12 protein-coding genes and 1 pseudogene are annotated in these 12,019 nt (G+C 63.2%); 2 read left to right on the forward strand and 11 right to left on the reverse strand.

Features of this window, described 5'->3' with window-relative positions; all coding sequences use genetic code 11:
• Nucleotides 1–262: 262 nt before the first annotated feature.
• From oprO to FOC67_RS17595, 8 genes are all read right to left on the reverse strand, one after another.
• Complete coding sequence (gene oprO / locus FOC67_RS17560) at nt 263–1,579, reverse strand: outer membrane porin OprO (RefSeq protein WP_003104423.1); 1,317 nt, start codon at nt 1,577–1,579, stop codon at nt 263–265.
• Between the two features lie 246 nt (nt 1,580–1,825).
• Nucleotides 1,826–2,416 (reverse strand): DoxX family protein, encoded by a 591-nt coding sequence (locus tag FOC67_RS17565; protein ID WP_003117603.1) that lies wholly within the window; start codon nt 2,414–2,416, stop codon nt 1,826–1,828.
• A gap of 2 nt (nt 2,417–2,418) precedes the next feature.
• Nucleotides 2,419–3,153 (reverse strand): DUF2063 domain-containing protein, encoded by a 735-nt coding sequence (locus FOC67_RS17570; RefSeq protein ID WP_003138335.1) that lies wholly within the window; start codon nt 3,151–3,153, stop codon nt 2,419–2,421.
• Entirely contained in the window at nt 3,150–4,004 is an 855-nt protein-coding gene (locus FOC67_RS17575) for a DUF692 domain-containing protein (RefSeq protein ID WP_009313719.1), read from the reverse strand. Before FOC67_RS17575 ends, FOC67_RS17570 begins: the two co-directional genes overlap by 4 nt.
• 18 nt (nt 4,005–4,022) lie before the next feature.
• The gene (locus FOC67_RS17580; protein WP_003091625.1) at nt 4,023–4,337 is read right to left on the reverse strand and encodes a hypothetical protein; all 315 of its coding nucleotides are present in this window, start codon (nt 4,335–4,337) and stop codon (nt 4,023–4,025) included.
• Nucleotides 4,338–4,742: 405 nt separating this feature from the next.
• A complete protein-coding gene (locus FOC67_RS17585) occupies nt 4,743–4,982 on the reverse strand; it encodes an anti-sigma factor (protein ID WP_003091627.1) in 240 nt (79 codons plus the stop codon).
• The gene (locus FOC67_RS17590; RefSeq protein ID WP_003091628.1) at nt 4,976–5,587 is read right to left on the reverse strand and encodes an RNA polymerase sigma factor; all 612 of its coding nucleotides are present in this window, start codon (nt 5,585–5,587) and stop codon (nt 4,976–4,978) included. The genes FOC67_RS17585 and FOC67_RS17590 overlap by 7 nt, the downstream gene beginning before the upstream one ends.
• 2 nt (nt 5,588–5,589) lie before the next feature.
• Nucleotides 5,590–6,711 carry a beta-ketoacyl-ACP synthase III gene (locus tag FOC67_RS17595; protein ID WP_003104436.1) on the reverse strand — a complete coding sequence of 374 codons (1,122 nt, stop codon included), beginning with the start codon at nt 6,709–6,711 and terminating at the stop codon, nt 5,590–5,592.
• Between the two features lie 490 nt (nt 6,712–7,201).
• On the opposite strand from FOC67_RS17595, the gene FOC67_RS17600 reads away from it, so the two are divergent.
• Nucleotides 7,202–7,717, forward strand: a complete 516-nt coding sequence (locus tag FOC67_RS17600; RefSeq protein ID WP_003091630.1) for an ankyrin repeat domain-containing protein — start codon at nt 7,202–7,204, stop codon at nt 7,715–7,717.
• Between the two features lie 3 nt (nt 7,718–7,720).
• On the opposite strand, the pseudogene FOC67_RS17605 reads toward FOC67_RS17600, so the two are convergent.
• A pseudogene (locus tag FOC67_RS17605) lies at nt 7,721–8,223 on the reverse strand (cysteine hydrolase family protein).
• Nucleotides 8,224–8,302: 79 nt separating this feature from the next.
• On the opposite strand from FOC67_RS17605, the gene FOC67_RS17610 reads away from it, so the two are divergent.
• Nucleotides 8,303–8,716 (forward strand): hypothetical protein, encoded by a 414-nt coding sequence (locus tag FOC67_RS17610; RefSeq protein WP_003091632.1) that lies wholly within the window; start codon nt 8,303–8,305, stop codon nt 8,714–8,716.
• A gap of 38 nt (nt 8,717–8,754) precedes the next feature.
• On the opposite strand, the gene FOC67_RS17615 is transcribed toward FOC67_RS17610, so the two are convergent.
• Nucleotides 8,755–11,403 (reverse strand): DUF2235 domain-containing protein, encoded by a 2,649-nt coding sequence (locus tag FOC67_RS17615; RefSeq protein WP_174707744.1) that lies wholly within the window; start codon nt 11,401–11,403, stop codon nt 8,755–8,757.
• A gap of 14 nt (nt 11,404–11,417) precedes the next feature.
• Nucleotides 11,418–11,972, reverse strand: coding sequence for a DUF3304 domain-containing protein (locus FOC67_RS17620; protein WP_003138323.1), 555 nt, complete (start codon nt 11,970–11,972; stop codon nt 11,418–11,420).
• Nucleotides 11,973–12,019 lie beyond the last annotated feature (47 nt).

Consider the following 12,019-nt stretch of genomic DNA (forward strand, 5'->3'; position numbering starts at 1 on the left):
CATCAGGTCCGGGCGACAGATGTAACAGCTTGTTTCATATATTGCGGCAACCTTGCGAAGATTGCATGACTGCAATGAAACTCAAGAGTTTCTGCCGATAACCGTCTGGCTTTCGGATATTCCTGCCAGTACCTGCGGGTGGACCTGTAACGAAAGAAAGACCCGGTTGCAGGCTGCCAACATCGCCACAACCGGGTAAGGAAGCGATTAAAAAGACCTCGCCGGAGCGAGGCCGAAAACAGGAGCAGATCGTTGTCGCTTCTTAGAACACGTACTGCAAGCGGGTCACGAAGCCGTCGCCGTCATCGTCGCCATTGTTGTTGGTGATCTTGTCGGTCTTCGCCTTGACGTAGGCCGCGCTGATCTTCACCGCATCGTTGACGTACCAGTTCACGCCCAGGTTGTGGGCCTTGGCCTTGGTGTCGCCGACTTCGCGAGTGGCGGTATCGGCGACCACGTTGTCGTCTTCCACCTTGATGTTGTCGTAGCGGTAGAACACTTCCCAGGCGCCGATTTCCTTGTTTTCCGGCTTGACGGAGTCGAACTTGGCGCCCTCCAGCTTGTACTGGCGGGACTCGCCGGTCAGGGTGTAGGCCAGTTGCGCGTAGTAACCCTTGGCCTTGATGTCCTTGTAGGCGTTGTCATCGGCCTTCAGCTTGCGTGCCAGGTATTCGGCCTGGGCCGAGAACGGGCCCATCGCCCAGGCGCCTTCCAGGCCCCAGACGCTGTCGTCCTTGTAGGAACCGGCCGGCGAGTTGGAGACGCCGCCGAAGGTCGCGCGGTTGCCGTTGTCACCGGCGTCGTTGCCGCCGCTGGTGGCGATGCCGCGCATGCCCAGGCGCGGACGGATGCGCGAGTCGAAGGCGGTGTCGTCGAGGTCGCGGTAGGCATAGTTCACGCCGACATGCAGAACATTGCCGGCTTCGTGCATCGGCGCGAACACGCCGCGGAAGTTGAACTGCTTGACGCTGTCGCCGTCGCTGTCGTCGGCGTCCTTGGCGGATACGCCGGCGGACAGGTAGGCCATGTCGGCGAGGGTCGAGTTGACCTGGGCGCCCATGCCGTCCTGGTGGGTGTTGATCCAGTCGGCCAGTTCGTAGGCGGCGTTACGCTCGGGAGCGGTCACCCACTTGGAGCTGGTGGCCTTTTCCAGGCCGAAGTCGGGGTCGAAGCGACCGAACTTCAGGTTGACCGGATTGAAGCCGGTGTAGGTGACCGAAGCTTCGTCGAAATAGCCGTTGTCGGAGCTGCCGGTGTTGTGCGACAGGTCGAAGTTGATCTGGTATTTCCAGTCCTTGTACGCGGTGCCGCCGAGTTCGATGAAGGCGCGGCGGAAGTAGGCGGCGTCGGCGGTGTTGCCATTCTTGGTATAGAAACCGTCGAAACGGCTGTAGTCGGCCTGCAGGCGACCGCCCAGCTTGAAGCTGAATTCCTTGTCGGTGGTGGCGACTTCGAGGCCGCCCTTGGTCTTGATCACGATATCGGCGCCGTCGGTGGTCACGGTGCCGGCGAACGCCTGGGCAGATACGGCCAGAGCCAGAGCGCTGGCAACGAAGCCGAGCGAGTGCTTACGGATCATCGAAGATTTCCCCTTAATGGTGTGTGCATTGGCAACACGCGAGTGCCTGGCTACAGCGCGCCCCTTGTTCCGCGCTGGCCGTAAGGCGGCCCCTTTGTGTTGGGGGGAATCTTGGCGATGGCAGATTGCAGCCAAATTGCATGGAGATAAATGTTTCATTACAGAGGAACTTTTTATCTCCAATGCGAATAACGCGAAAAGCCCTCTACTACGGGCCTTTCGGGTTATTCGATATGGGTAGAAATCTCAGCGCAATTTTCGCGCAATCCAGAAGTCAGCAGAAAGCCACTTGCCAGCGCCGCCGAAGAACAGCGCGAGCAACATCACCAGGTAGGTCGCGGCGAACTCGATGCCGTTGTTGACGATGGCGAAGCTTCCGCTCGACGTCAGCCAGTCGTAGTTGCCGTATTCGCGCAGGATTTCCCGGGCTCGCGCCAGCTTCTCGCCAGCCTCCAGCACCTGGGCGTTGGCGAACGGCGCGGACGGATCGGCGATCGCCTGCCAGCCGTTCGGCCAGTGCACGGCGAAGATCGCTACCAGCATGGTCACCATCAGCGGCAGGCTGATCCAGCGCACGGCCAGGCCGCACAACAGCAGCACGGCGCCACCGGCCTCGCTCAGCGCGGCGAGCCAGGCTAGCAGTTCGGGAAACGGCAGGCCGAGTCCCCAGTCGGGATTGCCGAACCACTCGATGGTGGCCGGCATGTCCGCCAGCTTCTGGCTGCCGGCCATCCAGAACACCGGCGCCAGGTACAGGCGCAGCGCCAGTGGGGCGAGGAAATCCGCTCGACGGGTGACGTCGAGGGCATGCTGTAAACGCAAGAAGACAGTCTTCATCATCACTCCAGAGCGCCCTCGCCCATGAGGATGCCCTGGGCGTGCCAGTCCTCCAGCAAGGCGAAGGCATTTTCGAAATACTCCGCGTCGGCGCTCAGGCCGCAGCTTCCGGCCAACTCGCGCAACAACGGCAGCAGCGTCACCGACGCCTCCCCCTCCTCGCTCAGGCGCTGCGCGAGGCGATAGGCGAATGGCGACAGGTGCAGGAAGCGCACCCGCTCCGCCGGATCGCGCCAGACCAGCAGGCAGGTCGGCTCGGCCGGCGGCTCCACCGGCCGATGGCTCGGCCCCAGGCGATGGACCGGCCAGCGATAGGCCAGCGGCCAGGCCAGTGGCGACCACGACCAGGCCTGCGGCAGCGTCTCGACAGGCGCCTCGGCCAGCGACAGGGCCAGCTCGACCCACTCGTAGTGAGCCAGCTCCAGCAGGAAGGGCGGATCGCCCTCCTCCGCGCGGTAGCCGTCCTGCAGCCAGCCGATGAACTCCTCGCCCAATTGGCTGAAGTACGGTGTGCGGCAGCGATGCTCGCGCATGAAGGCACGCACCAGGCGATGCCAGCGCGGCTCGTCGAACAACCGGCGCAGGACCGGGAAACCGCTGCTGATGAAACCGTCCAGGTTGTTGAAGAACAGTTCCTCGTAGATCGCCATGCGCTCCGTCGCGATGCCGGGCGGCAAGGCCTGCTGCGGATCGCGGATACGTGCGGCGAAACGCCGTTGCAAGGTCGTGTGGTTCATGTGCCGTACCCCAGGCTGCGCAGTTGCGCTTCACCGCTGCGCCGCTGCAGCTCGCGGATGCGATCGGTTTCGGCATACAGCTCGCTCAGTGGCGGGAGGTTGAAATCGCGCTCCAGCAGCGTCGGGCGTTCGCCATGGCAGGCATAGGCATGTGCCAGCAGTTCCCAGACCGGATCGCAGACCGGCGCGCCATGGGTATCGATCTTCAGGCTGGCGCCCTGTTCGTCGTGCCCGGCCATGTGCAGGTAGGCGATCCTCCGGCCGGGCATCGCGGCGATGTAGGCGTGGGCGTCGAAACCGAAGTTGCAGGCGTTGACGTAGACGTTGTTGACGTCCAGCAGCAATTGGCAATCGGCTTCCTCCAGTACCGCGCGGACGAAATCGACCTCTTCCAGCTCGCCCGGCAAGCGCGCATACGCCGAGACGTTCTCGACGATCAACGGCCGCTCGAGGACGTCCTGTACCACCCTGACCCGTTCGGCGACCCGGCGCACCGACTCGTCGCTGAACGGCAGCGGCATCAGGTCGTAGAGCTGGCCGTCGTCGGCGCAGGCCGACAGGTGCTCGCTGTAGGCACGGATGCCATGCTGCTCGATGAAACCCTTGATCGCGCGCAGCAACGACATGTCCAGCGGGGCGTAGCCGCCGAGGTTGAGAGACAGACCATGGCAGAGGAACGGCAGGCGCTCGGTCAGCTCGCGGAACTGGCGGCCGAGACGGCCGCCGATGCCGATCCAGTTCTCCGGGGCGACCTCGAGGAAGTCGACCCGGACCTCATCGCCGGCGCCGAGCGGCTCCAGCAGCGCGCGACGCAGGCCTAGCCCGGCGCCGCTGACGAATTCCCGTTGCATGGTCCGTCTCCTCAGGCCTTACGACTTCTTCTTGTCGGCGCCGCAGTTGCCTTCGCCGGCCTTCTTCTCGCCACCGCAGGAACCTTCCTTGGCCTTGCGATCCGCACCGCAGCTGCCTTCATGGCCGGCCTTGGAGGCTTCGCGCTTGCCCTTGTCGGCACCGCACTTGGCCTCGCCGCAGGAACCTTCCTTGGCCTTCTCGGCGGCAGCCACGCTGTAGCCGCTGCTCAGCTCCTGCACGGCGAAGGGATTCTGCGCGGCATGCGCGCCGACACTGGCTACGCCGAGCAGAGCAGCGCCGACGACGGAGGAAGCGAGGGAAATCTTTTTCATGGGTAACTCCTGAAGTTGGTAGCGGGCGCCGGTATGGCGTCCTCGCTCCAATGGACGGAGCACCCCCGGCGGCGTTACAGCGGAGTCGAAAAAAATTTCCCGTCCCTTCGCCTGGCGTCAGGGTTTGCCCCTGCTGGAGAAATATCGGGCGGCGATATCCGCCAGGTCCCAGGCGTTCTCCTCGACTTCGGATGCCCGCCCAGCGAAACGGATTGCCGCCCCTCCGTAGGGCGCATATCGCGCAGCGATATCCGCCAAGCCCAGCCACACTCCTCGACCTCGTCACGCGGAAGAGAGAGCCGCCCACGCCAGGCCGGGTTCGGTTCGCCCACGCCGGATAGCGGAAACGAAAAAGCCGCCGCCCACGAATCGCGGGCGGCGGCTTGGTGTCGAGGGTACCCCGGCTCAGCGCCGCGCGGCGTCCTTGCGCAACTCGGAGAGATGCGCGGCCAGGCGGTCGAGTTCCGGCCCCTGCCCTTCCGGCAGATGGCGCACGGTCGCCTGGGTCAGGCGCATCTGGCGGATGAAGCGCCGGCAATGCCGGCACATGAGCAGGTGGCTGCGCACCGCCAGTTGTCCGCGGAAGTCCAGTTGCCCATCGAGAAAGTCGCTGGACCGGGCGACCAGTTCCTTGCAACTCAGCATTGGCCGGTCTCCTCGAAATGCTCCAGGGTGGCGAAGACCTTCAGGCGGGCGCGATGCAGCAGCACCCGGACATTGGAAAGCGTGATATCCAGGAGATCACGGATTTCCTCCAGCTCCAAGCCCTGGCGTTCGCGCAGGGTCAGCACGCTGCGCTGCAGTTCGGACAGACCGTTGAGGGTCTTGTCCAGGCAATCGCGCAGTTCGCCCTCGGTGAGCAGGGCTTCCGGCGAATCCTCGTGCCAGGCGTGCGGCGGCTGGCTCCAGTGACCGTCGGCGGCAAAGCGCTGGTCATCCACCGTACCATGGGGCCCCGGCAGGTCGTCGAGGAAAACTTCCCGGCGAACCTGGCGCAAGCGGCTCTTGGCGGTATTGGCGGTAATGGTCAGCAGCCAGGTCTTCAGGCTCGAACGCCCCTGGAACCCGTCCAGCCCGCGAACCGCCGCAAGCCAGGCGTCCTGCACCACTTCCTCGGTATGCGATCTGCCGATGATCGCCCAGGCCACGGCCCGCATGGCGCCCTGGTAGGCGCCAACCAGCTCGCGGAAGGCTCGCTGCTCGCCGGCCAGCAGGCGCGGCAGCAGCTCGGCGTCGGTAGGCGCCGCCACGATCAGTGTTTACGCAGGATCACGCTACCGATCGAGTAACCGGCGCCGAACGAGCTGAGCACCCCGATGGCGCCGCTGGGCAGGTCATCCTGGTGCTTGTGCAGGGCGATCACCGAGCCGGCGGAACTGGTATTCGCGTAGCTGTCGAGGATCACCGGCGCCTCGTGCGCCTCGGCGTCGCGGCCGAGCAGCTTGCGGGTGATCAGCAGGTTCATGTTCAGGTTGGCCTGGTGCAGCCAGAAGCGCTTGACCTCGGCGACCTGGATTTCATTGGCCGCCAGGTGCTCGCCGATCAGCTCGGCGACCATCGGGCAGACATCCTTGAACACCTTGCGGCCTTCCTGGACGAACAGCTTGTCGCGCTTGCCGATACCGCTCTCGTCGGCGCGGTTGAGGAAGCCGAAGTTGTTGCGGATGTTGTTGGAGAACTGGGTCAGCAGCCTGGTGCTGACGATGTCGAACTGGTGCTTCGACACGGCCAGGTCGGCGCGCTCGACGATCACCGCGGTGCAGGCGTCGCCGAAGATGAAGTGGCTGTCGCGGTCGCGGAAGTTCAGGTGGCCGGTGCAGATCTCCGGGTTGACCATCAGGATCGCCCGCGCCTGGCCGGTCTGGATCGCAGTGGTGGCGGCCTGGATACCGAAGGTGGCCGAGGAGCAGGCCACGTTCATGTCGTAGCCGTAGCCCTGGATGCCCAGCGCGGCCTGCACCTCCACCGCGATCGCCGGGTAGGCGCGCTGCAGGTTGGAGCAGGCGACGATCACCCCGTCGATGTCGGCGGCGCTGCGGCCGGCACGCTGCAGCGCCTCCCTGGCGGCGGCCACGGCCATCTCGCAGAGGATCGACCACTCGTCGTTGCTGCGCTCGGGAAGGTACGGAACCATGCGCTGCGGGTCGAGGATGCCTTCCTTGTTCATCACGAAGCGGCTCTTGATGCCGGACGCCTTCTCGATGAACGCCGAGCTGGACTCGGCCAGCGCCTCCAGTTCGCCCTTGGCGATGGCCTCGGCGTGCTGGTCGTTGTACTGGCGCACGAAGGTATTGAAGCTCTCCACCAGCTCGTCGTTGGAGATGCTGTAGGGCGGAGTATAAAGACCGGTTCCGCTGATGACGGCTTTATGCACAGTTGTTCCTCTTCTCTCGCTGGGCCGCCGTCGAACGGGGCCGATTAGGCATAGCGGTGCCCGCCTGGGGCCGGCACCGGAAACGGGTTCGCTCGCGGCGATGCCGGGCGCTCTACGAAAAGACGTTGGCGGCGCGCTTTCGTACAGGGCCCGGGCAAGGTCGGCCATTGCGCAGTGTGCCACCGCCTCGCTTCGGCAAGCGCGCGCACCGCTCAGTGGTATCGAAGGCGACAAGGATATTCCAGAGTGCGCGCCGGGCACAGCCGATAGGCGCACGATCGGTTTATTTTCCCCGTTTTCGCCACCGATATCCGTATCGAACTGTAAAGACGACGCAACCAGGCCGGCTTCCGGTCACAGCAGGCTGGCACCTTCCCACCCCAACCATCGATTGAATTTGCCAACCCGCCCCATAGGCAATGCTCAACAGCCCACCTCGGCAAGGCCGCCTATCATTCGGCAAACCCGGTATTCACAAGGAAGCAGCCCCATGACCGATAGCCCTCGCCCAGAACTGGATATGGAAACCCAGGAGTTCGTCCACCAGCTGTTCGACCTGGCCCGCCAGGGCAACAGCCAGCGCCTCGAGCAACTGCTGCAACAGGGCCTGCCGCCGAACCTGCGCAACCACAAGGGCGATAGCCTGCTGATGCTGGCCAGCTACCATGGCCACGCCGACACGGTACGCCTGCTGCTGGCCTACAAGGCCGACCCGGACCTGCGCAACCTGGCCGGGCAGACACCGCTGGCCGGCGCTGCGTTCAAGGGCGACCTGGCGATGGTCGAACTGCTCCTCGCCGGCGGCGCCGACGTCGAGGGCGCCTCGGCCGACGGCAAGACCGCACTGATGATGGCGGCCATGTTCAACCAGGCCGAGGTCGCCGCCAGCCTGCTGGCCCACGGCGCCCGTCGTGACGCCCAGGACGCCGCCGGGCTGACGCCGCTGGCGGCGGCGCGGATGATGAATGCCGAGGCCACGGTCGCGCTGCTCAGCCGGCCCCACTGAGCCTCAATCCGCCAGCACCTCGGCCAGGCTGACGACCTGGCCGAAATGATGCTTCCACAGGCGCACACCCAGCTCCCCCGAGCGATCCAGCGAGGAGCCGAGTACCAGGTCGCCGACCAGGGTCGGTTGCAGGCCGGCGTCGAACAGGGCGAAGCCGGCGGCGAGCACGCAGGTGTCGGCCTGGATGCCGCAGACCAGCACCCGTTCCGCTCGCAGCGCACGCAGATGGTCGACGAGTTCCGCCGTCGGCAGGTAGCCATGCTTGACGAAGACCCGGTCGGCCGCCACCAGGCAGGCATCGTCGAGCGGCGGTCGCCAGCCGAGCTGGCGCTGGAACGGCGTACGGGATTCGTCATGGCGCTCGACGCTGGCCACCGAGGGCATCCGCCCGAGCAGTTGGCCGATGCCTTCCAGCAGCCAGTCCGGCGGGGCGAAACAGGGTTGCACGTCGACGATCAGCAGGGCCTGGCGCATCGGTAGTCGCTCCCGGAGAACAGGCCAGGCATTCTAGCCCACTCCGCCCCGTCGCTCCGCGCTCCAGCGAAACTGGGCTAGCCTGAGGGAACCTTTCGACGGAGAGCCTTCATGCGCCCGATGTACGCCGTAGCGATCCTTTTCCTCCTGGCTGGCTGTTCCTCGGTTCCCGCCGAGAAGACCCGGGCGATCCCCGCCGAACGCCTGCTCGGCTACCAGCAACCGGTGAGCGGTGGCGGCCGGCTGGAAGTCCACCGCGACTATGGCTACCTGGGCGGCGGCTGCTACGTGGCGTTCCTTATCGACCGCCAGGTCGCCGCGCGCATCGGCGTCGGCGAGGAAGCCAGCTTCCAGGTGCCGGCGGGCGAGCATGTGGTCGGTATCGGCATCGATACCCAGGACGACACTCTCTGCGGCAAGGGCCTGCTGAACCGCGAGCTGAGAACCCGGATCGCCGCGGACGGCAACGCGCGCTTCCGCATCGTCAGCGAGGCCAGCAGCGGGTTCGACATCCGCGCCGAATGATCCGGGGCGACAGGTCGGCCGCGTTCGCCGGTCGAGGTTCAAAGCGATTCCATCAGGTCCTTGCCGCGCTGCAGCCAGCCCGGCGCCGAGCCGGGGCTCGGCGGTTGCGCCTGCTCCGTACCCATGTCCTGCAAGGCCTGCTTCGCCTCGGCGAGCCAGGCCGGCGTCGCCGCCGCGGGCGCCTGGGTGAGTTCGGCCTTGGCCACCAGCCCGGCCAGGCTGCCCAGGTCGCGCGCCTTGAGCGCCTCCACGGTCTGCTGAGCCAGCAGCACCTGCTGCAATGCGGGCGATTGCACCGCCGCGACCGCCAGCGGCGGCGGTGGCGGCAACTGGCCGATCTGCTCGACCTTGTCGCCAGGCTCGCGGGTGAAGGCCCGCAGGTTGTCCAGCGCCGCCCCGCCGACCATCGGCAAGGCGATCCCGGTCAGCGGGTCGAAGGCGCTGATCTCCGGCAAGCCGACCTTGCCGCTCAGCAGCGGACGCGCCAGCGATGGCAGGAACAGCCCGAGCAGCATCCGCGGATCGCGACGCTTGACGCTGAGGCCGACGCTGGCCAGCATCACCCCGACGCCTACCACCCGCCCGGCGGTGGCCAGTACCGAGAGCCGCTTGTTCGACTCGTTGTCGAAATGCACCAGGCGATAGCGGAAGTAGTCGGTGAAAGGTTCTCGCGGGCCTATCGCCGAAGTGTTCATGAACCAGGCGCGGGAGTCGTGCACCTGTTCGTCGAACAGCGCCACCAGTTTTTCCTGGCCCGGCGCCACCCGGTCGGGAGCGCTGAACAACTGGTGGTAGCGCGCGCTGCCGTCGCGGTGGATCTGGCTGTATTCCTCGGCTTCGTCTTCCTCGTTGATCAGGAATACGGTGCCGCCGAGCAGCAGGTCGATCACTCCCCCCACCGTCATGCCGTCGTCGAGCACGCCCCAGTCGCCCTTGTAGTCATGGGCGAATTCGGCGGCGGCGCCGAGCAGTTGGCGCTGGTCCAGCGGCGGGTCGAACTGCTTCTCCACCCGCAGGTCGCGCAGTTGGTCCTCGCCGCCGATCAGCGCCACGTTGCGATCCCACTCCGCCTGTTCGGCGGCGCTCATCGGCGGGAGCGGCTCGCCCTGCTGGGCGGCCGCGTACTCCCGGCTACGCCGCTTGTGCAGGGCCTCCCAGGCCTTCTGCTGGGCTTCCGGCATGTCCGGCGGGACATTGGCGAAGAACGCCTTGTTGCGCAGCCCGCCGGCATAGCGGTCGATGCGCCAGGCGGTGATCAACGCGGTCTCGCGACGGATCACCTCTTCCAGGGGGCCGGCCTTGGCCTGGGCCTGCCAGGCGTTGAAACGGGTGGCGAGTTCTTCGGAGACGCTGAACTCCGCTTCAATCTTGGGCACCATTACCCGCCAATCTTCATGAAAGTCTGGATGGACGGCAGGTGCTGGAACTTGCAAAGGAGCACCTGCCTCGAAAGCCTCCGCATACATATGCTGCAACGCTATCTGGGATAGCAGAAATTCCGAACCTCCCACAGCTTTCCCCTGGTTGCCGACGCCATAACCGCCACCAACATCCGAGTGAACACCAGGATAAGCATATTCCACCGTCCACTTCCGGTAGCAGGAGGGCCCCGTCCGACGTCCGTTGGCATCCATGTCACGACGGCGGATCGAATCGAGTGGAAAACTGGCACGCTGCTCATGACAGGAAACCAGATGCACGCAACGTTTCAGAAAAGAACAGTCTTCCGGCAGGATGGTCGGCAGGCACTGGGAGAGGGCCTCATCGGGCAGGCGCATGGTGTCATCGGCCCAATCCATATGCCCGGCAGCGAACGGCGCACTATCCGCCAGCCCAACTGCCGCCACGGTATCGAAAAGGCCGAGGAACTCGATCGAGATCGGCAGACCGGCAAAGCGATATTCCACCCGACCATCGGCATCGCTGACCCGGGTTAGCTCCTGCAGCCAGTTGGCAAAGGCTCGTGCTTCTGCCGCCCCACGGGAGAATCCGTAGACATACAAGCGCATGGCCAGGATATGCGGTTTCTGTCCAGAGTTCTGACGCTGTCGAAGCTTTTCTTCCAGTTCCTTGAGTTTTGGCTCCAAGGCAGCTCGGCGTTTTTTCTCGCCGTTTTCCAATAAACCACCAGTGAGCGTACTGACGGTCCAGTTAGTGGACATTTCTTCTACTAGGCCCTGAACCTCATTTAGTTTAAGCCTACTTTTTAATAAAGTATAGAAAAGAGCATCAACTAACTGAACCAGCCCCCAGTTTATTCGATTTTCGCCTCCCTCAGCACCAATTAACCCCATGTTTGAAGGCGTAAATTCTTTAATATCCGGAAACACCGTACCCACACCTGGGCAATAGTACTTAAAAATCCCCCTACTGTTTATATCATCGCCGCTCCCAATACTTGCATGAACTAGCCTAGCGACATTACTGCAAGATGGAGAAACCGATGAATCATCAGCCTTATCGTTATTATTAGTCCCATCAAAACCAAGTGTAATATGGATAGCTTTACAGCAAGGCGCACCACCGACTACGTCACCTTCAGAAAGCCTTTTTTGCTCTTGCACCCTTGAAAAAACCCGTTCATCGCTCTGCTGCTTTAATATATTTTCTGATAATTTTTTAGAATCATAAATCAGGCGCCCTGCCACAGGATGGGTGGGTGCTATATGAAATCCAAAATTAGGCATCTTCCCACCTGCCTTCAGTTAGCCGGACATATCGTTGACTTTCTCATCTCGAAATAGGCCTTATCAGGATATTTTGGATGATTTGGCCCATAACAAGTCGTAGAAACAGCCACCTCGTCACACGGCAAGAAGTGCACCTGCAGCAAGCACACCTTTTCATCATACCTAGGCACATTCACAGTCGCCTTGTGACGGGTGTAACTTGAGGCATGCCTCAAATAATCACTCTCATCCAACCGCCCATATTTATCTCGTTTTATAACGGCACGGGGATTGGGATCCTTCTCCCATTCCACAATAACTTTCAAATTTGGATTCCATCTCTTGGGAATTACCCCACAACAAACTTGACTACCATCTCCCTGATAAGGACCTAAGTTCGGTCCGCCAGCACCATTCACCGTAAATTCGTTAATCGCCGCCGGAGTATGGTTGTAACCCATGATAGGTGCAGACAGCACTTCAGGCCCAGCTTGGCATGCCACCAGCCCAAAGAAGGTGCTGAGAAAAGCCACCAGCCCAATGGACTTTTTATTTCCCACACAGATCAAGTTCATCAACTTCTGCATGACATACCCCTCATATCAAAGTAACCTTTATTCGGATATTCAGGATG

It is taken from the genome of Pseudomonas sp. FDAARGOS_761, assembly GCF_013343155.1.
GTDB classification, from domain to species: Bacteria; Pseudomonadota; Gammaproteobacteria; order Pseudomonadales; family Pseudomonadaceae; genus Pseudomonas; species Pseudomonas aeruginosa.

Coding starts and splice junctions, on each gene's coding strand:
- FOC67_RS17565 (WP_003117603.1), bottom strand. CDS start 2,416: ATGAAGACTGTCTTCTTGCGTTTACAGCATGCCCTCGACGTCACCCGT.
- FOC67_RS17610 (WP_003091632.1), top strand. CDS start 8,303: ATGCGCCCGATGTACGCCGTAGCGATCCTTTTCCTCCTGGCTGGCTGT.
- FOC67_RS17615 (WP_174707744.1), bottom strand. CDS start 11,403: ATGCCTAATTTTGGATTTCATATAGCACCCACCCATCCTGTGGCAGGG.
- FOC67_RS17585 (WP_003091627.1), bottom strand. CDS start 4,982: ATGCTGAGTTGCAAGGAACTGGTCGCCCGGTCCAGCGACTTTCTCGAT.
- oprO (WP_003104423.1), bottom strand. CDS start 1,579: ATGATCCGTAAGCACTCGCTCGGCTTCGTTGCCAGCGCTCTGGCTCTG.
- FOC67_RS17575 (WP_009313719.1), bottom strand. CDS start 4,004: ATGCAACGGGAATTCGTCAGCGGCGCCGGGCTAGGCCTGCGTCGCGCG.
- FOC67_RS17580 (WP_003091625.1), bottom strand. CDS start 4,337: ATGAAAAAGATTTCCCTCGCTTCCTCCGTCGTCGGCGCTGCTCTGCTC.
- FOC67_RS17620 (WP_003138323.1), bottom strand. CDS start 11,972: ATGCAGAAGTTGATGAACTTGATCTGTGTGGGAAATAAAAAGTCCATT.
- FOC67_RS17600 (WP_003091630.1), top strand. CDS start 7,202: ATGACCGATAGCCCTCGCCCAGAACTGGATATGGAAACCCAGGAGTTC.
- FOC67_RS17570 (WP_003138335.1), bottom strand. CDS start 3,153: ATGAACCACACGACCTTGCAACGGCGTTTCGCCGCACGTATCCGCGAT.